We start from the raw sequence: 24,646 nt of genomic DNA, 5'->3' as shown, positions 1-24,646 counted from the left end.
CGGCGGACCAGTTCCGCGGGCGGGTGGTAGACAGGGGATCGTGAACGATCCGAACGCTCCCGCCCGCCCGGCGGGCCCGCGGTGACCGCCGGGGCCGACACCCCCGACCGCCGGGGCCGCACCGGACTCGACCGCACGGGCCTCGACCTGACCGGCAACCCGCGCGTGCGGGTCCGGGAGGTGAAGCTGCTCTCCAGCCACTGGTACGTCGAGCGGGCCACCACCTTCGACTACCGGCATGCCGACGGCACCTGGCACACCGAGGAACGCGAGACCCACGACCGCGGCAACGGCGCCACGCTGCTGCTCTACGACACCGAGCGCGAAACCGTCCTGCTCACCCGGCAGTTCCGCTTCCCGGTGTACGTCAACGGCCACCCCGACGGCATGCTCATCGAGACCCCGGCGGGCCTCCTGGACGCCGACGACGAACACCCCGAGCACGCGGTGCGCCGGGAGGTCGTCGAGGAGACCGGTCACACCGTCGGGGACGTCGAGCACGTCTTCGACGTCTACATGAGCCCCGGTTCGGTGACCGAGCGGATCTCCTTCTACGCGGCCGCCTGCACACCGGCGACCCGCACGCACGAGGGCGGCGGCCTGGACGAGGAGGGCGAGGACATCGAGATCCTCGAACTCCCCTTCCGTCGCGCCCTGGAGATGATCCGCACCGGAGAGATCGCCGACGCCAAGACCATCATGCTGCTCCAATGGGCGGCCCTGGACGGCCCGTTCGCAGCCAGGTGAAACCAGCCCCCGCGGCCTCGCCCCGTCAGGGGCGCGGGGAACTGCGTGACCGGTCACGACGAACCCGCTGCCCCGTGACGGCCTTGCCGCCCCGGCGCTACGCCCGCCGCCGGGCCTCCCGCACCACGGCGATCTCACCCGGAGCCACCACGACGGCCCCGTCGACCGCCTTGCCGGACAGCAGCTCCACCGACCCCGGCGCCACCGGCACCTCGGCTCCCGACCCCGTGTGGTCGATCACGAACACATAGTCCGCGTCCGCCCCGCGCCGCACGACGACCTCCACACCCGCCGGCGCGCTACGCCCCGCGGTCACGCCCGCCTCCGCGCGGATCCGGTCCAGCAGCGCGGCCAGGGTCCCCGCGTCCGGCAGCGTCGCCAGGTACCAGGCGCTGCCCGCGCCGTACCCGTGCCGCGTCACCGCCGGGAGACCGGCCAGCGGGCCGCCGGAGTAGGACGTGAGGACCTCGGCGCCCTCCGGACGCACCCGCTCCGACCAGAGCGAGCCGGTGCCGCCCTCGCCGAGCGCCACCCGCTCACCCGGCAGCAGCGGGAACAGTTCGTCCGTGCGGACGCCCAGCACCTCCCGGAACGCCCCCGGGTAACCGCCCAGCCGGACATGGCTGTTCTCGTCCACCATGCCGCTGTGGAAGCCGACGGCGAGGGTGCCGCCGGCCTCCGCGAAGGCGGTGAGGTTCGCCGCGCCCGCGTCGTCCACCAGGTACAGGCTCGGCGCCAGTACCGCCTTGTACGCCGACAGGTCCGCCTGCGGCCGGACGAAGTCCACGGCCACCCCGGCCCGCCACAGCGGCTCGTACCAGGCCCGGACCAGGTCCAGGTAACGCAGTTCGCCGCTCGGCTGGGAGGGGAACTCCAGCGCCCAGCGGGCGTCCCAGTCCCAGACCACGGCCACCTCGGCGGTGCCGCCGCTGCCGCGCACCTCCGCCAGCGCCCGCAGATCCGCGCCCAGCCGGACCACGTCCCGCCAGATCTGGCTGTCGGTGCCCGCGTGCGGCAGCATCGCGGAGTGCCACTGTTCGGCACCGGCCTTGGCCGCCCGCCACTGGAAGTAGCAGATGCCGTCGGCGCCGTGCGCCACATGGGCGAGCGCGTTGCGCCGCAACTCACCCGGGCTCTTCGCCCGGTTGACGGGCTGCCAGTTCACCGCGCCCGTCGAGTGCTCCATCAGCAGCCACGGGCCGCCCGCCAGCGACCGCATCACGTCACCGCTGAGGGCGACGTCGATCTGCGACTCGGGGTCGGCGGACATCAGGTAGTGGTCGTTGGCCACCACGTCCAGCTCCGGGGCCCACCGCCAGTAGTCGAGGGCGTCGAAGTTGTGCATCACCATGAAGTTGGTGGTGGCGGGGATCGCCGGGGCCGCCTCCCGGAGCACGTCCCGTTCCGCCGTGTACAGCGACAGCAGCTCGTCCGAGCAGAACCGCCGCCAGTCCAGCTGGTGCGTCGGGTTGGGTACGGCACCGGTCGCACGGGGCGGCAGGATCTCGTCCCAGTCGTAGTACCACTGGCTCCAGAAGGTGGTGCCCCAGGCGTGGTTGAGGGCGGCCAGGTCGTCGCCGTAGCGGGCCCGCAGCCAGCGGCGGAAGGACTCCGCGCTGGTGTCGCAGTAGCAGGCCGCGTTGTGGCAGCCGTACTCGTTGTGGACGTGCCACATCGTCACGGCCGGGTGGCTCGCGTACCGCCCGGCGAGGGCGCCGGCGATCCGCAGTGCGGCGGCCCGGTAGGCGGGGCTGGTCGGGCAGAACGTCTGGCGGCTGCCGTACGACAGGGTGCGGCCGTCGTGGTCGACCGGCAGCGCCTCGGGGTGGGCGCGGAAGAACCAGGCGGGCGGGGCGGCCGTCGGGGTGGCGAGGTCGGCGGCGATGCCGTTCTCGTGAAGGAGATCGAGGATCCGGTCCATCCGCGAGAAGTCGTGGACGCCCTCGGCCGGCTCCAGCAGCGCCCACGAGAAGATGCCGACGCTCACCATGTTCACGCCCGCCTCGCGCATCAGGCGGACGTCCTCGGCCCACACCTCCTCGGGCCACTGCTCGGGGTTGTAGTCGCCGCCGTAGACGATGCCGGGGACGGTGAGGGTGCGGTCGTTCATCGGGTGGCTCCGGTGAGAAGGCGGCGGGTGGTGTCCACGCCCCACGGGTCGAGGGAGAGCAGGCGGTCGCTGGAGGCGACCAGGCCGCCGACGGCCTCCACATGGGCCGCCCAGCGGGCGCGGGTCTCCACGGCGGGCCGGGCCATCAGGCAGTCGGGGTCGTTGACCCAGAGCCGGCCGTGCTGCCACTGGCGGCCGGCCCCGGTGAACTCGGCCGGGTCCTGGCCCGGCTGGCTGTAGTCGCGGGCCTCGGAGCGGCGGTGCGGCGCGGTGTCGGGGCTGACCCGCATCGCGTCGAACAGCCCGATGGAGGGCAGCATCGGCGCCCCGCAGCCCAGCAGGTAGGCGTCCGCCCCGATGGCCTCCCGGATCAGCGCGATGCCCAGCCGGTAGGCGGTGAGCGGGTCCGCCCCCGAGTGCCGTACGCCGTCCATCGCGCCCGCGTAGAGGAAGTCGGTCTTGAAGTAGTCGTAGCCCTCGGCGCGCAGCGTGGCGAAGACCTCGGTGAGGTAGGCCGCGGCGGCCGGGTGGGTGGTGTCCAGGACGTACAGGTCGTGGCCCCGGTCGTGGCCCCGGTTGCGGCCCGCGTGCAGCGGGTTGCCGTCGGGGTCGCGGACCAGCCAGTCCGGGTACGTCTCGGCGAGCGCGCTCGCCGGGTCGACCAGGAAGGGCGCCGTCCAGATGCCCGCCCGGCGGCCGCGGCCGCGGATGACGTCCGCGATGCCCCGCCGTGAGCGGAAGCGGCCGGAGAGGTTCAGCCAGTCGCCCAGGGCGCTCTGGTGGCCGTCGTCGATCTGCACCACGTCGATGGGCAGGTCGAGGGTGTCCATCGCCCGCAGGTTCTCGTGGATGTCGTCCTCGGTGACGGCGGTGAAGTACTCGTACCAGGAGCACCACACGGTGGGCGCCGGGCGGGGCGCCGGCAGGGCCAGGGAGTCCGCCCACTCGGCCAGCACGGACTGGATGCCCGTGCCGGTCCACTCCTTGACCGGGCCGTCGGCCTCCACCTCGGCGACACCGCCCGACACGGTCAGCCGGATCGACGGCACCTCGTGCGGCGGGTTCGCCGCCGCCCAGAGCCGGACCGGGGAGCCGTCACCCGGGTCGAGCGCCAGCAGACCCTCGCCCTGGTACGACCTGGCGGGCACCGTGCGCCCGGGGCGGTAGCACACGCTTGCCCAGTCGGCGTTCGCCGGGCGGTGCGGGGCGGCGCCGAGGGGGTAGGAGCCGCTCGGCGACCAGGACTGCCAGCCCTCCTCGTGGACACGGGCGGAGCAGGTGTCCACGGGTACGGAGGCGACCGGGGTGAACGGGTTGTGCACGGGGTTCTCTTTCGGAGGGGGCCGGATCAGCCCTTGGCGGAGCCCAGGGTCAGACCGCTGACGAACTGCTTCTGCAGCGCGAAGTACACGACCAGCGTCGGGATCGCGGTGAGCAGGGAACCGGCGGCGACCAGGTTAGGGTCGGTGAAGTACTGGCCCGAGAGGTTGTTGAGCGCCGAGGTGATCGGCATGTTCTCACCGGTCGAGATCAGCACCAGCGCCCAGAAGAAGTCGTTGTAGATCCAGATCGACAACAGGGTCGCCAGGGCCGCCATCGCCGGCCGGCACAGCGGCAGCGTGATCTGCCAGTACAGCCGCCACACCGACGCGCCGTCCACCAGCGCCGCCTCGGTCAGCTCGTGCGGCAGCGACCGCATGTAGTTGCTGAGCACGAACGCGCAGAACCCGGACTGGAACGCCACATGGATCAGCACCAGGCCGAGCGCCGAGTCGTACAGCTTGCCGCTCTGCGTGATGCCCGGCAGGTTCGTCAGCAGGTACATCCGGTACAGGGGGGTGATGATGACCTGCTGGGGGAGCAGGTTGCCCGCCGTGAAGACCAGCAGCAGCGCCAGGTTGAGCCGGAAGTCGAAGCGGCTGACGTAGAAGGCGACCATCGACGACAGGAACAGCGTGAGCAGCACGGCCGGGACCGCGATGATCAACGTGTTCATGAAGTAGTGCGTCATGTCCGACTGCGTGAACGCGTTGGTGAAGTTGTCGAAGTTCAGCGTGTGCGGCCAGGACACGTAGCCGCGGTCGCTGGTCTCGCTGTACGGGCGCAGCGCCGAGAAGACCGCCCACAGCAGCGGGGCGAGCCACGCCAGCGCGGTGACGGCGAGGAAGACGTGCAGCAGGACGCGGGCCGGACGGATCGGGGTGCGCTGTTTGCCCAGCGCGCTCACGGTGCTCATGCGCGCCGCTCCTTCCGGAAGGTCGCGATCAGGTACGGGATGATCACGATCAGGGAGATGACCAGCAGGACCACCGCGATCGCCGAGCCGTAACCGATGCGGCTGGACTCGCCGATGATGTTGTTGGTCACCAGGATGGAGAGCAACTCGGTGCCCTGGGCGCCCTTGTTGAAGACGAAGACCAGGTCGAAGGCGCGCAGCGCCTCGATGATGGTGACGACCAGGACGACCGTGTTGGTGGGCCGCAGGGTCGGGAAGATGACGTTCTTGAACGTCTGCCACTCGTTGGCGCCGTCGAGGGCCGAGGCCTCGCGCAGCGACGGGTCGACGCTCTTCAGACCGGCCAGGTAAAGGATCATCATGTAGCCGGCGTGCCGCCAGGACGCGGCGATCAGGACCGCCCACAGGTTGAGCTTCGGGTCGCCGATCCAGTCGATGTAGTGCCCCGGCTTGTTGGCGCCGATGATGCTGTTGATCAGGCCCGTGTCCGGGTTGTAGATCAGCTGCCAGACGAAGCCGATGCACGCCATGGAGATGACGACCGGCAGGAAGAACGCCGTCTGGTAGATCCGGGTGAACCGGATCCGCTTGTCCAGTTGTACGGCCAGGAACAGGCCGAACGGCGTGGGTATCAGGATCAGTACGACGAACCAGATGACGTTGTGCTGGACCGCGGGCCAGAACTGCGGGTTGTCGCTGAAGAGTTGGTGGAAGTTGTCGAACCCGACCCACTTGATGGAGTCGAAGCCGATGCCGTCCCAGGTGGTGAAGGCCAGCAGGATCGAGGCGAGGGCGGTCACCCAGACGAGCAGGACGTGGAGGACCGTCGGCACGCCGGCCATGAAGGCCAGCGTGATGCGGTCGCGGCGGGTCAGCAGGCGCTTGTGCCCCTGCCGGACCCGCTTCTTCTCGGACGCGCGCCCAGGAGGCGGCACGGCGGCCGCCTCCTGGGACTTCGTGGTGATGTCAGTCGTCATTCAGCCGCTCACTCGGACGCGAAGATGGTCTTCTTCTGGCGCTCGATCGACGAGAGCAGGCTGTCGACGCCCTTCGGGTTCTGCAGGAACTTCTGCAGACCGGGCTGCATCACCGTGGAGGTGAAGTCCGGGCGGGAGTCGCGGTCCATGAACTGGGTGAGGCTCTTGGCGTTGCTGATCATGTCGTACGCCTTCTTCTGCAGGGCGGAGTACGACGAAGTGTCCGCCTTGGAGGAGGCGGCGACCACACTGGAGTCGGCCTTGAGGTAGATCTGCTCGGCCGAGGGGGTACCGAGGTACTCCATCAGCTTGAAGGCGCCGGACTTGTTCTTCGGGGCCTTGCTGACCATGTAGCCGTCGGTGGGCGCCTCGACGGTGTCCTGGCCGTACGCGGAGTTGATCTCCGGGAAGGCGAAGAAGTCCAGGTCGTCCAGGTCGGCCTTGTTGGTGAACTGCTGGGCCACGAAGGAGCCGAGGAGGTACATGCCGGCCTTCTTGGAGACCAGGGTCTGCGCGGCGTCCTGCCAGGTGCGGCCCATGAAGCCGTCCTGGTGGTAGGGGAGGATCTCGGCCCAGTGGTCGAAGACGGCCTTGACCTTGGGGTCGGTCCACTCGGCCTTGCCGCCCATCAGGTCGACGTGGAAGTCGTAGCCGTTGATGCGGAAGTTGAGCTGGTCGAAGGTGCCCATCGCCGGCCACGCGTCCTTGTCGCCGAACGCGATCGGGACCAGGCCGTCCTTCTTCATCTGCTTGCACAGGGCCACGAAGTCGTCCCAGGTGGTGGGGACCTTGTAGCCCTTCTCCTGGAAGAGGCTCTTGCGGTAGAAGATCGCCCAGGGGTAGGTGTCCAGCGGCACGAAGTAGTACTTGCCGTCCTCGCCCTTGCTGAGCTTCTTCATCGCGTCGGGGAAGCCGTCGCCGATCTTGTCCCAGACCTCGTCGATCGGGGTCGCGAGACCCTTCTTCGCGAAGAACTGCATCCGGTACCCGGCGAACCAGTTGAACACGTCGTCCGGCGTACCCTGCAGGTAGGAGTTGATCTGCTCCTGGAAGGTGTTGTGGTCCTTCGTGTTGACATCGACCGTGATGCCCGACTGCTTCTTGAAGGTCGCGTACATCTCCGCGTATGCCTTCTTCGGCACGGCGTCCGAGCCGTTGGAGCCCAGGGTGACGGTCTTCGGGTCGGAGGAGGACCCGCTGCCGCCGCAGGCGGAGAGCAGGGGTATGCCGCCGGCGACGAGGGCGGCCGAACCGGCCCCACGCAGAACGGTACGGCGGCTCGGACCCGGCAGGTGAAGACCGGACGGGGAGATGCGCATGGCGGCTCCTGAGTAACAGGGTTCGGCAAGGGGAAGAGTTGATCTTCGAAAGGTCCCGAAACCGATCAGAAACCAACTCGGCCGAACATCGTGGGCGCAATAACAGCCGCTTGTCCGCTCATGCGTCAATAGCCTGCGTCCCTCTCGCCCGTCTCTTGCCCGAAACGTAATCGACACAGTTGCCTGCCGCTTTGTTGAACACGGGGAGACGACGGAGCCCCCGGGGGGCGAACTTCGTGAGGGCTCGTGTGCGGGCGTGTTGGTTTCCGGTGGCGGGACCAGCGGTTTAGCGCGCGGCGGCCGCGGCGGCATGCGCCGTTCCGCGTGCCGTTCACCGCAACGGGCTAGGGCCGTACCAGCAGTTGGAAGTCGAAGGCGTACCGGGACGCCCGGTAGACGTGGCTGCCGTACTCCACCGGGCGCCCGGTGTCGTCGTAGGCCGTGCGCCGCATGGTGAGCAGGGCGGCGCCCTCCTTCTCGTCGAGGCGGGCGGCCTCCTCGGCGGTGGCGCTGCGGGCGCCCACGGTCTGCCGGGCGCTGTGCAGGGTGATGCCGGCCGTGCGCATCATCCGGTACAGACCGGTCGACTCCAGGCGTGCGGTGTCGAGTTCGAGCAGGCCGGCGGGCAGGTAGTTGCAGAGGAACGCCACCGGCTGGCCGTGCGTGCAGCGCAGCCGCTCCAGGACGACCACCTCCGCGCCGTCCGCGATGCCGAGCGCGGCGGCCGCCTCGCCGGCCGCCGGGATCCGCTCGTTGCGCAGCACCCGGGTGGTGGGGCCCTGTCCGGCCGACTCCAGGTCGTCGTAGAGGCTGCTCAGCTCCAGCGGCCGTCTGACCTGACTGTGCACCACCTGGGTGCCCACGCCCCTGCGGCGCACCAGGAGGCCCTTGTCGACCAGCGACTGGATGGCCTGGCGGACCGTGGGCCGGGACAGGCCGAGCCGCACCGACAGTTCGATCTCGTTGCCGAGGAGGTTGCCCGGGGCGAGCACGCCGTGCTCGATGGCCTCCTCCAGCTGCCGGGCGAGCTGGTAGTAGAGCGGCACCGGACTCCCGCGGTCCAGGGAGAAGTCCAGGGAGTCGAGTGCCGAGACGGTCGCGGTCCGGGCGGAACCACCGGTTCGGGCCACCGGGACACCTCCTTCCGGGGGTCGGGGGATCACAGGTGCCGGCGGCGGCCGGCGACCTGCCGCTCGTAGTCCTCACGGGCCCGTACGGCGGCCTCGCGGGTGGCGGTCGCCGCGACCGGCACGTCCCACCAGGCCTCGGCACCGGGGGCGGTGGGCGCCGGGTCCGTCTCGACGTACACACAGGTCGGCCGGTCGCTCGCGCGGGCCGCGGCGAGCGCCTCGCGCAGCTCGCGCACGGTCTTGGCGCGCAGCACCTCCATGCCGAGGCTGGCCGCGTTGGCGGCGAGGTCGACCGGCAGCGGGGCGCCGCCGAAGGTGCCGTCGGCGACCCGGTAGCGGTAGGCGGTGCCGAACCGCTCGCCGCCCACCGACTCGGAGAGTCCGCCGATGGAGGCGTACCCGTGGTTCTGGATCAGCACCAGGTTGACGGGCAGGCCCTCCTGGACGGCGGTGACGATCTCGGTCGGGTTCATCAGGTAGGTGCCGTCGCCGACCAGCGCCCAGACCACGGTGTCCGGGGCGGCCTGCTGCACGCCGATGCCGGCCGGGATCTCGTAGCCCATGCAGGAGTAGCCGTACTCCAGGTGGTACTGGCGCGGCGAGCGGGCCCGCCAGAGCTTGTGGAGGTCGCCGGGGAGCGAGCCGGCCGCGTTGATGACGACGTCGTCGTCGCCCACCACCGCGTCCAGGGCGCCGAGCACCTGGGTCTGGGTCGGCACCGCGTCCTCGTCGTCCGCGCGGTAGGCGGCCTCGACGACGGCCTCCCAACGCTCCTTCCCGGCCCGGTACTCGGCCTCGTAGACCGCGGCCGCCCGGTGCCCGGCGAGGGCCTTTGTGAGGGCGTCCAGCCCCGCCCGCGCGTCGCACACGAGGGTGCGGCCGGCCAGCTTGTGGGCGTCGAAGCCGGTGATGTTCAGGTTGAGGAAGCGGACGTCCGGGTTCTGGAAGAGGGTGCCGGAGGCCGTGGTGAAGTCCGTGTACCGGGTGCCGACGCCGATGACCAGGTCGGCGGTGCGTGCCAGGTCGTCGGCGACGGCGGTGCCGGTGTGGCCGACCCCGCCCAGGTCGGCCGGGTGGTCGTGGCGCAGGGCGCCCTTGCCGGCCTGGGTCGAGGCCACGGGGATGCCGGTCGCCTCCACGAGGGCCCTCAGGGCGTCCTCGGCGCGGCTGTGGTGGACTCCGCCGCCCGCCACGATCAACGGCCGCTCAGCGGCCCGTACGGCGCTCACGGCGGCCGCCAGCTCGGCCGGGTCGGGTGCGGGCCGCCGGACCCGCCAGACGCGCTCGGCGAAGAACTCCTCGGGCCAGTCGTACGCCTCCGCCTGGACGTCCTGCGGAAGGGCGAGGGTGACCGCGCCGGTCTCGGCCGGGTCGGCGAGCACCCGCATGGCGTTCAGGGCGGACGGGATCAGCGCCTCGGGGCGGGTGATCCGGTCGAAGTAGCGGGAGACCGGGCGCAGCGTGTCGTTGACGGAGACGTCGAACTCGACCGGGTGCTCCAGCTGTTGCAGCAGCGGGTCGGGCGCGTGGCTGGCGAAGTAGTCGCCGGGCAGCAGCAGCACCGGCAGCCGGTTGATGGTCGCCAGGGCCGCGCCGGTCACCAGGTTGGTGGCGCCCGGCCCGATGGACGTGGTCACCGCCTGCGCGGAGAGCCGGTCCAGCTGGCGGGCGTGGCCCACGGCCGCGTGCACCATCGCCTGCTCGTTGCGGCCCTGGTGGTAGGGCATGACGTCGCCGTACTCCAGCAGCGCCTGGCCGATGCCCGCCACGTTGCCGTGGCCGAAGATGCCCCAGGTGCCGGCGATCAGCCGGTGCCGGACGCCGTCGCGCTCGGTGTACTGCGCGGACAGGAACCGCACCAGCGCCTGGGCGACGGTCAGTCGGGTGGTCGGCTGGCTCATGGGGACCTCATTCGGGCGGGGTGGTGTACAGGGGTACGCCGGGCGGGAGCGGGTAGGGATCGCGGGGCTCCCAGGGTGGGGCGGGATGCCTCTCAGGTGTAGATCGGGACAGGCCGAACTGTCAATGGTTTGTACTTACATTCGGACCTGAGTGTGAAATGATGTCTTAACAAAGTATTGACAGCGGGCCGCACAGGGACTTGGATCCCGTCCCAACGCACAGCACGGCCCGGACCGGCACCCTCCGGACCGGGTCCATGACCTTCACGGATCCCGTTCTTTTCCCCGTCGCACAGTGAGGTGCAGGCAAGATGGAGCGCTCATCCCGTATCCGTCCGCGGAGACTGGCCCCCTTCGTGGCCGTGGCCGCGGCGGCCGCCCTGGCCCTCGCAGGCTGCTCCAGCAGTTCCGGAGGAAAGAAGTCGGAGGAGGGCGGCGCGTCGGCCGCGGCAGGCAAGGCGAGCACCCCGCGCATGACGGTCGCGCTGGTCACCCATCAGGCACCCGGTGACACCTTCTGGGACATCGTCCGCAAGGGTGCCCAGGCGGCGGCCGACAAGGACAACGTCAAGCTCGTCTACTCCGCCGACCCGAACGCCGGCAACCAGGCCAACCTGGTGCAGAACGCGATCGACCAGAAGGTCGACGGGATCGCCGTCACCCTCGCCAAGCCGGACGCCCTCAAGGCCGTCATCGGCAAGGCGACCGCGGCGAACATCCCGGTCGTCGGGCTCAACTCCGGTGTGAGCGACTGGAAGAAGCTCGGCCTGCTGGAGTTCTTCGGCCAGGACGAGACGGTGGCGGGCGAGGCGCTCGGCAACCGGCTGAACACGGAAGGCGCCAAGAAGGTCGTCTGTGTCATCCAGGAGCAGGGCAACGTCGGCCTCACCCAGCGGTGCGACGGGGTGAAGAAGACGTTCTCGGGGACGACGGAGACCCTGTACGTCGACGGCACGTCCCCGACCGCGGTCAAGTCCACGATCACCGCCAAGCTCAAGACGGACGGCGCCATCGACCACGTGATCACGCTCGGCGCCCCCATCGCGCTGATCGCCGTGCAGTCGGTGTCGGACGCGGGCAGCAAGGCGCAGATCGCGACCTTCGACCTCAACAAGGACCTGACCGGCGCCATCAGCAAGGGGACCATCGAGTTCGCCGTGGACCAGCAGCCGTACCTGCAGGGCTACCTGGCGGTCGACTCGCTGTGGCTCTACAAGAACAACGGCAACTACATGGGCGGCGGTGAGCAGCCGGTGCTGACCGGGCCGGCCTTCGTCGACAAGTCCAACGTGGACAAGGTCGCCCAGTTCGCCGCGAAGGGCACACGGTGATCGGTATGAGTCACCAGGCACCGCCGGCGGTGGCCACACCGCCGGCCCCTGGCCCCGGCGAGAAGGACGGCCGTACGGCCCGACGCCCGCTCGCGCTGCGGGTGCTGGCCCGTCCGGACGTGGGCGTGTTCCTCGGCGCCGTCGCGGTGTACGTCTTCTTCCTGATCGCGGCGCCACCGGTGCGCGAGGCCGGCGCGATGGCGAACATCCTGTACCAGTCGTCCACCATCGGGATCATGGCGCTGCCGGTGGCCCTGCTGATGATCGGCGGCGAGTTCGACCTCTCGGCCGGTGTCGCGGTGGTCAGTTCGGCGCTCACCGCGAGCATGCTCAGCTACCAGCTGACGCTCAACGTGTGGATGGGCGTGATCGTCGCCCTGGTCGTGTCGCTCGCCATCGGTGCCTTCAACGGCTGGATGGTGGTGAAGACCGGGCTGCCCAGCTTCCTGGTCACCCTGGGCACCTTCCTGATCCTGCAGGGCGTCAACCTCGCGGTGACCAAGCTGGTCACCGGCAACGTTGCCACCGACGACATCAGCAACATGGACGGCTTCGACCAGGTCAGGAGCGTCTTCGCCTCCTCCTTCCACATCGGTGGCGTCGAAGTGAAGATCACCATCGTGTGGTGGCTGGTCTTCGCGGCCATCGCCACCTGGGTGCTGCTGCGCACCAAGTACGGCAACTGGATCTTCGCGGTCGGCGGCAACAAGGAGAGCGCCCGCGCGGTCGGCGTCCCGGTGACCTTCACCAAGATCTCGCTGTTCATGCTGGTCGGCTTCGGCGCCTGGTTCGTCGGGATGCACCAGCTGTTCTCCTTCAACACCGTGCAGTCCGGCGAGGGCGTCGGCCAGGAGCTGATCTACATCTCAGCCGCGGTCATCGGCGGCTGCCTGCTGACCGGCGGTGCGGGCTCGGCGATCGGCCCGGTCTTCGGCGCCTTCATGTTCGGCATGGTGCAGCAGGGCATCGTCTACGCCGGCTGGAACCCGGACTGGTTCAAGGCCTTCCTCGGCGTGATGCTGCTCGGCGCCGTCCTGATCAACCTGTGGGTCCAGCGCACCGCGACCAGGAGGTGACCCGATGACAGACAACGGAACCGGAACCCACGGCGTCACCCTCCCGGACACGGCACCCGCCGAGGGGGCCCCGATCGTCGAACTGCGCGGCGCGGGCAAGTCCTACGGCAACATCCGCGCCCTGCACGGCGTCGACCTCCAGGTGTTCCCCGGCCGGGTCACCTGCGTCCTCGGCGACAACGGGGCCGGCAAGTCGACCCTCATCAAGATCATCTCGGGGCTGCACCAGCACACCGAGGGCGACTTCCTCGTGGACGGCACCCCGGTGCGCTTCAGCACCCCGCGCGAGGCTCTCGACAAGGGCATCGCCACCGTCTACCAGGACCTCGCCACCGTCCCGCTGATGCCGGTGTGGCGCAACTTCTTCCTCGGCTCCGAGATGACCAAGGGCCCCTGGCCGGTCCGGCGCCTGGACATCGCGAGGATGAAGGAGACCGCCGACCGCGAACTGCGCAACATGGGCATCGTCCTGGACGACCTGGAGCAGCCCATCGGCACCCTCTCCGGCGGCCAGCGCCAGTGCGTGGCCATCGCCCGCGCCGTGTACTTCGGCGCCCGGGTGCTGATCCTGGACGAGCCGACGGCGGCGCTCGGCGTCAAGCAGTCCGGTGTGGTCCTGAAGTACATCGCCGCCGCCCGCGAGCGCGGCCTCGGCGTCATCTTCATCACCCACAACCCGCACCACGCCTACATGGTCGGCGACCACTTCAGCGTGCTGCGGCTCGGCACCCTCGAACTCTCCGCCGAGCGCAGCGAGATCACCCTCGAAGAGCTCACCAACCACATGGCGGGCGGCGCCGAACTGGCCGCCCTCAAGCACGAACTGTCCCAGGTCCGCGGAGTCGACACCGAGGAGCTCCCGGAAGAAGAGGACCTCACCGCACCCGCGGTGACCGGTCCGGAAGGAAAGTCCTGAGCATGGCGAACGCCCTCGACCGCATCCGTGTCGGCTCGGCCCCCGACTCCTGGGGCGTCTGGTTCCCGGACGACCCCCAGCAGGTCCCCTGGGAACGCTTCCTCGACGAGGTCGCCGAGGCCGGGTATTCCTGGATCGAGCTCGGCCCGTACGGCTACCTCCCGAGCGACCCGGCGCGGCTGACCGACGAGGTCTCCCGGCGCGGCCTGAAGGTCTCGGCCGGCACCGTCTTCACCGGCCTGCACCGCGGCCCCGCCGTCTGGGACGCCACCTGGGAGCACGTCAGCCAGGTCGCCGCGCTCACCCAGGCGATGGACGCGAAGCACCTGGTGGTCATCCCCTCCTTCTGGCGGGACGACAAGACCGCCGAGATCCTGGAGCCGCACGAGCTGACCGGCGAGCAGTGGGCCCACCTGACCAAGGGCATGGAGCGGCTCGGACACGAGGTCAAGGAGACGTACGGCCTGGACATCGTCGTCCATCCGCACGCCGACACCCACATCGACACCGAGGAGCACGTGGAACGCTTCCTCGACTCGACCGACGCGGACCTGGTCAACCTCTGCCTGGACACCGGCCACTACGCCTACTGCGGCGGCGACAGCGTCAAGCTGATCGAGACCTACGGCGAGCGGATCGGGTACCTCCACCTCAAGCAGGTGGATCCGGCGGTCCTGGCCGACGTCCAGGCCAAGGGCACCCCGTTCGGGCCGGCGGTGGCCCAGGGCGTGATGTGCGAACCACCCGCCGGGGTACCGGAGCTGGGCCCGGTGATGGAGGCGGCGCAGCGCCTCGGCGTCGACCTGTTCGCCATCGTCGAGCAGGACATGTACCCCTGCGAGCCGGACAAGCCACTGCCCATCGCGGTGCGTACCCGGCAGTTCCTGCGCTCCTGCGGCGCCTGAGCCCGGGAACACGCGCCGCGACCCGGACGTTCTCCCGGTCGACGGGACGGGACCGGACTCCGCCCCGCCGGCCGGCACACGGCCGCCAGGGGCGCAGGACACGGGCGACAGGGGTGGGCATGACGGACGAACAGCACGCGGAGCCGGACGCCGACGAGGCCGCCGAGGTGCAGCGGCACCGGCGCTTCGGCGCGCTGCCCGAGCGGATCCGCCCGGAGGACATGGTCGAGACCAGGCCGGCCATCGGGCACGACCCGGACCGGGAGGCCTACGACCCGGACGGGTTCGCGGTCCGTTACGGCCTCTGAGCGGCCGGGACCCGGACCGCGCCGTGGGCGAGCAGGCTCCCGGCGCAGTCCAGCACCGTCTCCCGGGCCGGGCCGGGGCGCGGCCGCCGGCCCGGCGCGGGGGTGATCTCGCGCAGCGCGGGATCCCGGAAGCGGGCCCCGAGGCGCACCGCGAAGTCCGGCAGCCGGCGCGTCGGCACCTGCCGCCCGCGCTCCCCGAGGCCCTCCCGCAGGAACCACGGCAGGTCCGCCGTCCACACGAACTCACCGGTGGCCCGGAACCGTTCGCCGGCGGCGGCCGGTGAGGTCATCGCCCCGGGGTGGACGTCGACCAGGTCCCGGACGTCCGCCGCCTCCAGCCCGATGCGGGGCCCGCCCGGCGCCCCGGAGAGCATCCGGGCGACGATCCCGACGGAACCGGCGGTGTCCGCCGTCGGCACCGGCCCGAACACGGCACCGGGCAGCACGGTGGCCGGTTCGGTCGGCCCGCCGTGTCCCCGCATGAACGCCCAGGCCGCCGGCTCGGCGAGGGTCTTCGAACGCCGGCAGGGGATCAGGGCCGGATCCTTTGGATCGGTCCACGGCGTCTCGTCGGTGACACCTTCCGAGGCGTGCGACGACGGGCTCGCGGTGTTCGCGGCCGACGTCGCCACCGCCCGCCGTACGCCCGCCGCGGTGGCCGCCCGCAGTACCCGCAGGGTGCCCTTACGGGCCGGGGCGAGCAGGTCCGGCGTGCCGGTGCTCACACCGGGCGGCGAGGCGAAGTCCAGCCTCCCGGCCAGGTCGGCGACCGTGGAGACCGCGTCGAGGGCCGCCCGCTCCCGGCCCGGCGAGCGTACGGTCGTCCGCACGTCGTAGCCGCGTCGCAGCAGCTCTGCGACGCACCGGCCGGCGATGTCTCCGGTGCCGCCGGTCACCAGGACGAGCCCGGGCATGACTGACCGCCACGGATGCGGTGGGAGGTGCCACAATCGGCCAGGAAACGGAGATCCCTCCGCTCGTCCGCCAGCGTACCGGAGAGGTCTCCGGATATCAGTCCACCTCGGACGGACGACTGACACCCGTGAGCCCGCAGCCCCCTCGAAGCCGACCAGGAAGGACGCCCGCGACAACCGGGACCGGATCCTCGCCGCCGCCCGGGCGGAGCTCGCCGTGGCCACCTCCGCCTCGCTCTCCGCGACCGCCCGCAGGGCCGGCGCCGGCATCGGCACGCTCTGCCGGCACTTCCCGACCCGGGAGGCGCTGATCACGGAGCTGTACCGGCACGATCTCCAGCATCTGATCGACCTCGGGCCGCGGCTGGTGCGCGTATCCGCCGCTGGAGGCCCTGCGCCGCTGGTTCGACGAGGCGGCGCACTAAAGCCGGCTCACGTCCGGCGTCTCCGAGGCCGTGCACGCGGCGGCCGGCGGCGGCGCCGACCCGATGTACGAGCCGTTCGTGGACGCCATCGCGACGCTGCTCCGCGCCGGCGCGGCGGACGGCACGCTGAAGCCGGACGTCGACCCGGAGGACGTACTCCTCCAGCTCGGCGTGTTGTGGCGGATCGACCCGGCGCGCGGCGACGCGGAGGCCAGGGCGGCGCGGATCCTGGGCCTGATCGTGGACGGGCTGCGGGCCGGGTGAGGGGAAGGACGGGGCAAAGGGCGACGGGGCGGGCCGCCGGGACCGCGTGCTTCGGTCCTGGTGCCCCGCCCCGCCGCCGTGCGCGGTGTCAGGCTCCGCGCACCTCCGCGACGGTCACCGGACGGTGCTCGCGCAGAGACAGGGTGCAGGCCTCCGCGATCCAGCCGGCCTGCAGTGCGTCCTCGACCGTGCAGGGGGACGGGCGGTCGCCGGCCACGACCTCGGTGAACGCGGCGAGTTCGGCACGGTAGGCCGCGGCGAAGCGGTCCATGAAGAAGTCGTGCGGGGTTCCCGCGGGGAAGGTCACCCCGGGCTCGACGGAACGCAGCGGGAGCTTGTCCTCCAGGCCGACGGCGATCGAGTCCCGGAAGCCGTGCAGCTCCATGCGGACGTCGTAACCCCGGGCGTTGTGGCGGGAGTTGGAGACCACTGCGATGGTGCCGTCGTCCAGGGTGAGGATCGCGCCGGTGGTGTCGGCGTCGCCCGCCTCCTTGATGTACTCGGCGCCTCGGTTGCCGCCGACCGCGTACACCTCGGTGACCTCACGGCCGGTCACCCAGCGGATGATGTCGAAGTCGTGCACGGAACAGTCCCGGAAGATGCCGCCGGACACGGCGACGTAGGCGGCGGGCGGCGGGGCCGGGTCCAGGGTGGTGGAGCGGACGGTGTGCAGTTTGCCCAGTTCACCGGCCTGGACGGCGGCACGCGCGGCGACGAAGCCCGCGTCGAAGCGCCGGTTGTACCCGATCTGGATCGGCACGTCCTTGCCCTGGACCGCCTTGAGGACCTCGACACCGTCACTCATGTGCTTGGCGACGGGCTTCTCGCAGAAGACGGGGATGCCGGCCTCGACGCCGGCCAGGATCAGGGCGGGGTGGGCATCGGTGGCGGCGGCCACCACGATGCCGTCCACGCCGGCTGCCAGCAGCGCCTCGGGCGAGTCCACGACCTCGCCGCCGAACTTCTCGGCGGCGGCCTTGGCGGCGTCCGCGAACGGATCCGTGAAGACGAGCGACTCGACGGCGTCGAGCCCGGACAGGGTCTCGGCGTGGAACGCGCCGATGCGGCCGAGACCGAGGATTCCCATACGCATAGGGGTGTTACTCCTTGATGTGTACGCGCCCGAAGGGGGCGCGGGGGTGTGTCGATGTGCGGCTCCGCCGCGTGGGCGCCGTCAGCCACGACGCGGCCGCGGGCGACCCATGACCCGGCGTGGCGACCCCTTAGTCGAGACCCCCCAGCACGTTCTGGTCCCAGTCGATCACCGACCCGGTCACCACCCCCGACCGGTCCGACAGCAGCAGCACCACGAAGTCCGCGATCTCGTCCGGCTGGCCGAGCTTGCCCATCGGCAGCCTCGCGGCGGCCTCGTCGAGCCAGCCGTCTCCCGCCCCGTGGAACGCCCGCTGTGTCGCGTCCTCGCCCTCCGTCGCCGTCCAGCCGATGTTCAGGCCGTTGATCCGCACCCGGTCCCAGCGGTGCGCGTGCGCCGCGTTGCGGGTAAGGCCGATCAGGCCGGCCTTCGCGGCGACGTAGGGCGCGAGGAACGGCTGCCCGCCGTGCGCGGAGGAGGTGATGATGTTGACCACCGTGCCGGGCGCCTTGCGCGCGACCATGTCGGTGACCGCCGCCTGCATCGCGAAGAACGGCCCCTTGAGGTTGATCGCGATGTGCTGGTCGAACAGCTCGGGCGTGGTGTCGAGGAGGGTGCCCCGGGAGGTGAGCCCCGCCGAGTTGACCAGGCAGTCGATCCGGCCGTACGCGTCGATGACCTCGGCCACCGAGGCCTTGGCCTGTCCGGCGTCCGAGAGGTCGGCCCGTACGTAGCGGGCCTCCGAGCCGGCGGCGGCGAGTTCCGCCACCAGGGCCGCGCCGGGCCCGGGGCGGCGGCCGGTGACGGCGACCGTGGCGCCCTCACGCGCCGCGGCCCGCGCGATGGCCGCGCCGACGCCCTGGCTGCCGCCGTTGACGAGGACGACCTTGTCGTCGAGAAGTCCCATGAGGTCCTGGCCCCTTCAGCTCTCGCGCCGGGCCGAGGCGGCCCGCAGCTCGTCCCGCAGGGCCCGTGTCGCCCAGTCCTCGCGCAGCGCCCGCCGCACCAGGTCCGCCTGTGAGGGCGGGGCCATGCCGTCGACCGGCGGATCGCTGTCGAGGTTGGTCGGGAACGGGTAGCCCTCGGCGCTCGCCGCGATGACGTGCTCCAGCCAGGCCGCGGCGGCCCCCTCGCTCCGGCGCCGGCGCAGCACCGGGTAGACCGCGTTGGTCACCGCCTCCCGGTCCACCGTCTCCATGGCCCGTCCGAAGGCCGAGGACACCTGGAGCAGGTTGGCCATCCGCCGTACGTCGACACTCCGGTTGGTGCCGGCCCCGTGGAACACCGCCGGGTTGAAGAACACCGCGTCGCCCTTGGCCAGCGGCAGTTGCACGTGGTGGGCCTTGAAGTAGTCCTGGAACTCCGGCCGCCGCCAGGCCAGATAACCCGGCTCGTAGGTCTGGGAGTAGGGAAGGTACATCGTCGGCCCGGACTCCACCGGCATGTCGCAGTGCGCCACCGCGCCCTGGAGGGTGAGCACGGGGGAGAGGCGGTGGACGTGCCCCGGGTAGGCCTCGGCCTGCTCGTCGGAGAGGAAACCGAGGTGGTAGTCGCGGTGCGCGGTCTGGGCCACCCCGCCCGGGTTGACCACGTTGACCTGCGAGGTGACCTGGTAGCCGGGGCCCAGCCAGGCCCGGGAGACCAGGGCCAGGATGTCGTTGGCGTAGTAGTCGGCGAACACCTCCGGGTCGTAGAGGGCCGCCTTCTCCAGCGCGTTCCACACCCGTTCGTTGGCCCCCGGCTTCGCGAAGTGGTCGCCGGCCTGCGCGCCCGACTCCTTCTGCTCCGAGATCAGTGCCTCGAACACCGCGGTGGCCCGGTCGACGATCTCCGGGTCGGGGAACGCGCCCTTGAAGACGACGACCCCGGGGCCGTCGGTGAGGGCGCGCACGAGTTCGGTCCGCACCGGGTGGGGCGACTCGGCGGCGCGCAGCCGCTCACTGTCGTAGACGAGGACGTCGCCCTCGACGGCCGAGGCGTGCGGATAGGCGGCCGGGTCGGTGGTCCGCTCGACCAGCGCGCGGAAGGTGTCGAGGTCGCAGTCCTGCGGGGAGAGCCAGGCGCTGTCCTGTTCGGCGGCGAGGGACATCGGTGTCCTTCTTTCGGTCACGGCCACGGTCACGGCCGCGCTCACGGCCTCGAAGAGGGCCGTGGGAGCGGCGGGGCTCTGTCATTCTTGTCAGTACAAACCCCTCGAACAACCAGCAGCGAACCATCAAAAACCCCTCAAGGAGCCAGGCTGTGGGCCATCCCTTCCCGATCCGCGAGATCGCACGTCAGGCAGGGCTCAGCGAGGCCACCGTGGACCGGGTGCTGAACGGCAGGGGAGGGGTGCGGGAGAGCACCCGGCGTGAGGTGTGGCAGGCCATCGCCGACCTGGACCGGCAGCGCACCCAGGTCAGGCTGGTGGGCCGCACCTTCATGGTCGACATCGTGATGCAGGCGCCCGAGCGGTTCACCACAGCGGTGCGCGGGGCACTGGAGGCCGAGCTGCCCTCACTGCACCCGGCGGTGGTGCGTTCCCGGTTCCACTTCCGCGAGACCGGGCCGGTGGCGGAGCTGGTGGCCACGCTCGACCGGACAGCCCGCCGGGGCTCGCAGGGCGTGATCCTCAAGGCGCCGGACGTCCCCGAGGTGACCGCCGCCGTGGGCCGGCTCAGGTCGGCGGGGATCCCGGTGGTCACCCTGGTCACCGACCTGCCCGCCAGCGGCCGGCTCGCCTACGTCGGCAGCGACAACCGGGCGGCCGGCGCCACCGCCGCCTATCTGATGGGCCAGTGGCTCGGCGACCGGCCCGGCAATGTCCTCACGAGCCTCAGCAGCGGCTTCTTCCGCAACGAGGAGGAGCGCGAGATGGGCTTCCGCAGCGTCATGCGCGCCACCCACCCCGAGCGCACCGTGGTGGAGATCGCCGAGGGCCAGGGGCTGGACGCCACCCAGTACGACCTGGTCCGCGCCGCACTCGAACGGGACCCGGAGATCCGTGCCGTGTACTCGATCGGCGGCGGCAACAACGCGACCCTGCGGGCCTTCGCCGAACTGGGCCGGGAGTGCGCGGTGTTCGTCGCCCACGACCTCGACCACGACAACACCCGCCTGCTGCGCGAGCACCGCCTGTCCGCCGTCCTCCACCACGACCTGCGGCAGGACATGCGCGAGGCCTGCCATCTGGTGATGCGCGCGCAGGGGGCGCTGCCCCCGGCGGGCCCGAGCCTGCCGTCGCCGATCCAGGTGGTCACGCCGTACAACATGCCGGCGTCCACGGCCCGCTGAGCCTGCTCACAGACTGATCGCGTACGCCTTGCGCAGGGTCTCGTGCACCGTCCACGTCGTACGGTCGCCCGCGCGGAGGACGGCCATGTCCCCGGGGCCCACCGTGAGCGTGGGGCCGCCCTCGACCTCGATCGTCGCGGAGCCGCTGACCACCACGAACAGCTCGTCCGCCTCGGTGTCGGTGACCACCCCCGGAGTGATCTGCCAGACCCCGCGGAGCTGTCTGCCGTCGGCCGACTCCCAGACCACCTTCCCGGTGACCTCGGGCGTGCCGGAGACGATCTGCGCGGGGTCCAGCGGCTCGGGTTCGAGTGCGGCGTCGGGGATGTGGAGGGCGAAGCTGTGCGTCGTCATACGGCGACCCTAGCGAGCGCCCCGGCGTCCTGGGCGTGGACAGGGTGTGGGGCATCGGGCCTGGTGGGAGGACACTTCGTCGGGCCGTCCGGACTGGCGGGGGCGGCGCGCCGGGGTGATCGTGGAGGGCATGGCCGACTCCACGGCGGCGGAGCCGCACCCGCACGACACCCGCGAGGCCGTCCTGTTCGGCGGGGTGTACGGCGCCGTACTGGCCTCCTCGATGGTCGCGGCGCTCACCCAGTACGGGCACACCTCCGCCGCGAGCCGCCGCTATGACGCCCTCTGGCTCCTGGTGACCGCCTGCGCCTCCGCCCTGGCCCACGGCTACGCCCACTACATCGCCGAGCGTGCCCCGCACCGGCGCTGGGACGGGCTGCGTGCCCTGGCCGAGGAGTGGCCGCTGGTCACGGCCGTCCTGCCCACGGTCTTCCTGCTCGCGGGCGCCGGCTGGGGCTGGTGGCCGCCCAAGGGCGTCGAGTATCCGGCGTTTCTTCTGAACATCGTGATCCTGTTCGGTCTGGGACTCGTCACGGCCCGCTGGTCCGCGCGGAGTTGGCCCGCGGCCGTGTTCATCGGCCTCCTCGACGCGCTGCTCGGGGTGATCGTGGTGGTGGCCAACGCGCTCATCAAGTAGATCCGGTTCATTGAACGCTGAACGGTTTACGATCACTCATCGTCACCGTTACGCCGGGCAAGGCGCCGTCATGACAACCGAAGACGCGGTGACCGCGGAGGCCGTCGAGAGCCGGCGGGGCACCGACGACCCCCGGCCGCGCGAGGTGCTCGCGGCGCTGATCCGCCCTCTGCCCGCCTTCGCGCGCGAGACCCGGCCGACCCGGGGCGAGCGGGCGGCGGCCGTCGCCTTCCTCACCGCGACCGCGCAGGCCTGTACGGACACCAGGCAGGAGTTCGTCCCGCTCTCCGACGTCCCGGGCCTGTCGATGCTGGTGGAGACGGTCAACGGGCACAGCGGCCCCGGCAGCACCGAGTCCACCGTCCTCGGCCCCTTCCACATGACCGGGTCCCCGGTCCGGGAACCGGGGGCGGACATCGACCTGGTCGGAGCCGGCGAACCCTGCGTGGTCGGCGGTGTGGTCCGGTCCGCCGACGGCACCCCGCTGCCCGGTGCGGTCCCGGACGTCTGGCAGGCCGACCCGCACGGCTTCCACGACGTGCAGCAGCCCGGGCACCAGCCGGCCGGCAGCCGCCGGGGCCTGTTCACGGCCGACGGCGAGGGCCGCTTCCGGTTCCGGACCTGTGTGCCCAGCCCCTGCCCGATCCCGGCCGACGATCCGTCGGGCGCCCTGCTGAAGGCCACCGGACGGCACCCCTGCCGACCCGCCCACATCCACTTCACCGCCTCGGCCGAGGGGCACGCGCCGGTGACCACGCACATCTTCGCGGCCGGCGGCGGACATCTGGACTCCGACGCGGTGTTCGCGGTCAAGGGGAGCCTGGTGAAGGACTTCACGCCGACCGACGGTGCGGCGCCTGCGGGGGAGTTCGGGGTGCCGAACCCGTTCCGGCACGCCCGGTTCGACCTCGTAAGGGAGCGTGCGTGAATCTGGACTTCGTCTACGAGACCCGCCCCGCCCGGGTGGTCTTCCGGCCCGGTGCCGCGCTCACCGCGCCCGCAGAGGAGGCCGGGCTGCTCGGTCTGCGGCGGCTGCTGGTGCTCAGCGGCGAGCGGGGTGCGGGGGACCGCGCGGGCTGTCGCCGACTCCCTCGGGCCCCTCTGCGCCGGCCTGCACACGGGGGCCCGGATGCACGTCCCCGCGGAGGTCGCCGACCGGGGGGTCGAGGCGGCCCGGGCGGCGGGCGCCGACGGCTGCGTGGCCGTCGGCGGCGGCTCGGCCATCGGCCTCGGCAAGGCCGTCGCCCTGCGCACCGGCCTCCCCTGATCGCGGTGCCCTCGACCTGCGCGGGCTCCGAGATGACCCCGGTCTGGGGCCCCACCGGGCACGGCGTCAAACGCACCGGCCGCGACCCGGCCGTCCTGCCGCGCAGTGTCGTCCACGACCCCGAGCTCACCCTCTCCCTGCCCGTCCCGCTCTCGGTGACCAGCGGGATCAACGCCATCGCCCACGCGGTGGAGGCCCTGTACGCGCCGGACGGCTCGCCGCTGGTGGGGCTGATGGCCGAGGAGGGCGTCAGGGCGCTGGCGGGCGCGCTGCCCCGGATCGCCGCCGCCGCGGACTCGGTACCGGCCCGCTCCCGCGCCCTGTACGGCGCCTGGCTGTGCGGGGTCTGCCTGGGCGCCACCACCATGGGCCTGCACCACAAGCTGTGCCATGTCCTCGGCGGCACGTCGGGCTCCCGCACGCGCAGATCCACACCGTCGTCCTGCCCTACGTCCTCGCGTTCAACGCACCGGCCGTGCCGGAGGCCGCCGCCGCGGTGTGCCGGGCGCTCGGGGCGGGGGACGCCCCGACGGTGTTGCAGGCCCGGCGTCTCGGCGCCCCCCGTTCTCTCGCCGAACTCGGCCTCGGGGAGGGTGGCTTGGCGGCGGCTGCCGAGCAGGTGGCAGGGCAGGCGTACGCCAATCCGCGGCCGGTGACCGCAGACGACGCGCGGGACGTGCTGCGGGCGGCGTACGAGGGGCGAGCCGTTCAGGCAAGGGGCTGAGCGAGAGGCGCCGGCCGCGCCGTCCGTACCCCGTCCAGGGCGATGCCCATCACCCGGTCCCGCTGGGCTTCGTCCTCGAAGGCCGTGCCCGTGATGCCGGAGACCATCCGGAGCAGATCGCCGATCTCCATGTCCGTCCGCACCACGCCCGCCTGCTGGGCCCGCTCCAGCAGCGGGCCGCCGGCGCCGTACATCGAGTCGCGGCAGGCCTGGAAGATCTCCGACTCGTCGTTGAGGGCGTCGCGGACCGCCCGCTTGGTGACCATGTAGTCCGTGAAGCGGTCCAGCCAGGAGGTCAGGGCCTGCCACGGCTCCAGCTCGGCCAGCTCCACGGCCGCCCGGCACAGGGTGTTGACCTCGTCGGCGTAGACGCTCTCGAAGAGGTCGCGGCGGGTGGGGAAGTTGCGGTACAGCGTGCCGATGCCGACTCCGGCACGGCGGGCGACGTCCTCCAGGGAGGCCTCCGCACCCTTCTCGGCGAACGCCTCGCGGGCGGCCGCGAGCAGCGCGTCGTAGTTGCGGGCCGCGTCTTTGCGGTGCGGTCTGCGGGACGCGACGATCTCACTGACGGGGAAGGGGCCGGCCGTCACTGCTGCCTCCCGGGTGACGTGGGTGAACCGGAGGGATTCCTCGACTTCGGTTGAAGCGGAGGATTGCCTCCAGTACAGTGGAGGGGTACCTCCACTTTAGCAGTGCGAGAGGGGCCCGCCACGGCCGGACGCGGCCTGCGCTCCGTGCC

At 71.5% G+C, this 24,646-nt stretch carries 23 protein-coding genes and 1 pseudogene; 11 read left to right on the top strand and 13 right to left on the bottom strand.

Annotation, left to right across the window (positions count from 1 at the left end; all coding sequences use genetic code 11):
- Window positions 1-81: 81 nt before the first annotated feature.
- Entirely contained in the window at window positions 82-747 is a 666-nt protein-coding gene (locus tag ACFXI4_RS33640; protein ID WP_384998049.1) for an NUDIX domain-containing protein, read from the top strand.
- Window positions 748-844: 97 nt separating this feature from the next.
- Here ACFXI4_RS33640 and ACFXI4_RS33635 read toward each other — a convergent pair whose 3' ends face one another.
- From ACFXI4_RS33635 to iolD, 7 genes are all read right to left on the bottom strand, one after another.
- Window positions 845-2,857 carry a beta-galactosidase gene (locus ACFXI4_RS33635; protein ID WP_384998046.1) on the bottom strand — a complete coding sequence of 671 codons (2,013 nt, stop codon included), beginning with the start codon at window positions 2,855-2,857 and terminating at the stop codon, window positions 845-847.
- Window positions 2,854-4,179 (bottom strand): glycoside hydrolase family 36 protein, encoded by a 1,326-nt coding sequence (locus ACFXI4_RS33630; RefSeq protein WP_384998044.1) that lies wholly within the window; start codon window positions 4,177-4,179, stop codon window positions 2,854-2,856. Before ACFXI4_RS33630 ends, ACFXI4_RS33635 begins: the two co-directional genes overlap by 4 nt.
- A gap of 26 nt (window positions 4,180-4,205) precedes the next feature.
- Window positions 4,206-5,093, bottom strand: a complete 888-nt coding sequence (locus tag ACFXI4_RS33625; protein WP_351314385.1) for a carbohydrate ABC transporter permease — start codon at window positions 5,091-5,093, stop codon at window positions 4,206-4,208.
- Window positions 5,090-6,070 carry a sugar ABC transporter permease gene (locus ACFXI4_RS33620; protein ID WP_351314383.1) on the bottom strand — a complete coding sequence of 327 codons (981 nt, stop codon included), beginning with the start codon at window positions 6,068-6,070 and terminating at the stop codon, window positions 5,090-5,092. Before ACFXI4_RS33620 ends, ACFXI4_RS33625 begins: the two co-directional genes overlap by 4 nt.
- A gap of 8 nt (window positions 6,071-6,078) precedes the next feature.
- Window positions 6,079-7,389, bottom strand: coding sequence for an ABC transporter substrate-binding protein (locus ACFXI4_RS33615; protein WP_384998040.1), 1,311 nt, complete (start codon window positions 7,387-7,389; stop codon window positions 6,079-6,081).
- A gap of 344 nt (window positions 7,390-7,733) precedes the next feature.
- Window positions 7,734-8,519: a GntR family transcriptional regulator gene (locus ACFXI4_RS33610; RefSeq protein ID WP_384998037.1), complete on the bottom strand. Its 786-nt coding sequence runs from the start codon at window positions 8,517-8,519 to the stop codon at window positions 7,734-7,736.
- Window positions 8,520-8,548: 29 nt separating this feature from the next.
- Complete coding sequence (iolD, locus tag ACFXI4_RS33605) at window positions 8,549-10,420, bottom strand: 3D-(3,5/4)-trihydroxycyclohexane-1,2-dione acylhydrolase (decyclizing) (RefSeq protein WP_384998035.1); 1,872 nt, start codon at window positions 10,418-10,420, stop codon at window positions 8,549-8,551.
- Window positions 10,421-10,731: 311 nt separating this feature from the next.
- Here iolD and ACFXI4_RS33600 point away from each other — a divergent pair, with 311 nt between their 5' ends.
- The 5 genes from ACFXI4_RS33600 to ACFXI4_RS33580 all read left to right on the top strand — a co-directional run bounded on the left by ACFXI4_RS33600 (window position 10,732) and on the right by ACFXI4_RS33580 (window position 14,956).
- Window positions 10,732-11,751, top strand: coding sequence for a sugar ABC transporter substrate-binding protein (locus ACFXI4_RS33600; RefSeq protein ID WP_384998032.1), 1,020 nt, complete (start codon window positions 10,732-10,734; stop codon window positions 11,749-11,751).
- A 5-nt stretch (window positions 11,752-11,756) separates the two neighbouring features.
- Complete coding sequence (locus ACFXI4_RS33595) at window positions 11,757-12,827, top strand: ABC transporter permease (protein ID WP_384998029.1); 1,071 nt, start codon at window positions 11,757-11,759, stop codon at window positions 12,825-12,827.
- A 4-nt stretch (window positions 12,828-12,831) separates the two neighbouring features.
- Window positions 12,832-13,743: an ATP-binding cassette domain-containing protein gene (locus ACFXI4_RS33590; protein ID WP_362725270.1), complete on the top strand. Its 912-nt coding sequence runs from the start codon at window positions 12,832-12,834 to the stop codon at window positions 13,741-13,743.
- A 2-nt stretch (window positions 13,744-13,745) separates the two neighbouring features.
- Window positions 13,746-14,648, top strand: a complete 903-nt coding sequence (locus tag ACFXI4_RS33585; RefSeq protein WP_362725272.1) for a sugar phosphate isomerase/epimerase — start codon at window positions 13,746-13,748, stop codon at window positions 14,646-14,648.
- Window positions 14,649-14,767: 119 nt separating this feature from the next.
- A complete protein-coding gene (locus ACFXI4_RS33580) occupies window positions 14,768-14,956 on the top strand; it encodes a hypothetical protein (protein ID WP_384998025.1) in 189 nt (62 codons plus the stop codon).
- On the opposite strand, the gene ACFXI4_RS33575 is transcribed toward ACFXI4_RS33580, so the two are convergent.
- Entirely contained in the window at window positions 14,944-15,870 is a 927-nt protein-coding gene (locus tag ACFXI4_RS33575; RefSeq protein ID WP_384998022.1) for an NAD-dependent epimerase/dehydratase family protein, read from the bottom strand. The genes ACFXI4_RS33580 and ACFXI4_RS33575 overlap by 13 nt on opposite strands.
- Before the next feature lie 455 nt (window positions 15,871-16,325).
- On the opposite strand from ACFXI4_RS33575, the gene ACFXI4_RS33570 reads away from it, so the two are divergent.
- Window positions 16,326-16,559 (top strand): hypothetical protein, encoded by a 234-nt coding sequence (locus ACFXI4_RS33570; protein WP_384998019.1) that lies wholly within the window; start codon window positions 16,326-16,328, stop codon window positions 16,557-16,559.
- A gap of 88 nt (window positions 16,560-16,647) precedes the next feature.
- Here ACFXI4_RS33570 and ACFXI4_RS33565 read toward each other — a convergent pair whose 3' ends face one another.
- The 3 genes from ACFXI4_RS33565 to ACFXI4_RS33555 form a co-directional block, all read right to left on the bottom strand.
- Window positions 16,648-17,652 carry a Gfo/Idh/MocA family oxidoreductase gene (locus ACFXI4_RS33565; protein ID WP_384998016.1) on the bottom strand — a complete coding sequence of 335 codons (1,005 nt, stop codon included), beginning with the start codon at window positions 17,650-17,652 and terminating at the stop codon, window positions 16,648-16,650.
- Window positions 17,653-17,782: 130 nt separating this feature from the next.
- A complete protein-coding gene (locus tag ACFXI4_RS33560; RefSeq protein WP_384998013.1) occupies window positions 17,783-18,559 on the bottom strand; it encodes an SDR family oxidoreductase in 777 nt (258 codons plus the stop codon).
- A 15-nt stretch (window positions 18,560-18,574) separates the two neighbouring features.
- Window positions 18,575-19,741 carry a phytanoyl-CoA dioxygenase family protein gene (locus ACFXI4_RS33555; protein ID WP_384998011.1) on the bottom strand — a complete coding sequence of 389 codons (1,167 nt, stop codon included), beginning with the start codon at window positions 19,739-19,741 and terminating at the stop codon, window positions 18,575-18,577.
- A gap of 152 nt (window positions 19,742-19,893) precedes the next feature.
- Between ACFXI4_RS33555 and ACFXI4_RS33550 the strand changes: the two genes are divergently transcribed.
- Entirely contained in the window at window positions 19,894-20,925 is a 1,032-nt protein-coding gene (locus ACFXI4_RS33550) for a LacI family DNA-binding transcriptional regulator (protein WP_384998008.1), read from the top strand.
- A 6-nt stretch (window positions 20,926-20,931) separates the two neighbouring features.
- Here the strand turns inward: ACFXI4_RS33550 and ACFXI4_RS33545 are convergent, their stop codons facing one another.
- Window positions 20,932-21,279 carry a cupin domain-containing protein gene (locus ACFXI4_RS33545; RefSeq protein WP_384998005.1) on the bottom strand — a complete coding sequence of 116 codons (348 nt, stop codon included), beginning with the start codon at window positions 21,277-21,279 and terminating at the stop codon, window positions 20,932-20,934.
- A 130-nt stretch (window positions 21,280-21,409) separates the two neighbouring features.
- On the opposite strand from ACFXI4_RS33545, the gene ACFXI4_RS33540 reads away from it, so the two are divergent.
- From ACFXI4_RS33540 to ACFXI4_RS33530, 3 genes and pseudogenes are all read left to right on the top strand, one after another.
- The gene (locus ACFXI4_RS33540) at window positions 21,410-21,916 is read left to right on the top strand and encodes a hypothetical protein (protein ID WP_362729547.1); all 507 of its coding nucleotides are present in this window, start codon (window positions 21,410-21,412) and stop codon (window positions 21,914-21,916) included.
- A gap of 70 nt (window positions 21,917-21,986) precedes the next feature.
- On the top strand, window positions 21,987-22,844 hold the full coding sequence (locus tag ACFXI4_RS33535; RefSeq protein WP_384998002.1) for a dioxygenase: 858 nt from the start codon (window positions 21,987-21,989) through the stop codon (window positions 22,842-22,844).
- Window positions 22,845-22,846: 2 nt separating this feature from the next.
- Window positions 22,847-23,907 (top strand): annotated as a pseudogene (locus ACFXI4_RS33530) (maleylacetate reductase).
- Here ACFXI4_RS33530 and ACFXI4_RS33525 read toward each other — a convergent pair.
- Entirely contained in the window at window positions 23,892-24,497 is a 606-nt protein-coding gene (locus ACFXI4_RS33525; RefSeq protein ID WP_384998000.1) for a TetR/AcrR family transcriptional regulator, read from the bottom strand. The pseudogene ACFXI4_RS33530 and the gene ACFXI4_RS33525 sit on opposite strands and share 16 nt — an antisense overlap.
- Window positions 24,498-24,646 lie beyond the last annotated feature (149 nt).

This window comes from Streptomyces sp. NPDC059224 (assembly GCF_042754285.1).
Lineage (GTDB): Bacteria > Actinomycetota > Actinomycetes > Streptomycetales > Streptomycetaceae > Streptomyces.
Note: the sequence above shows the minus strand (reverse complement) of the source record. Positions and strands in the feature narration are given on the sequence as shown.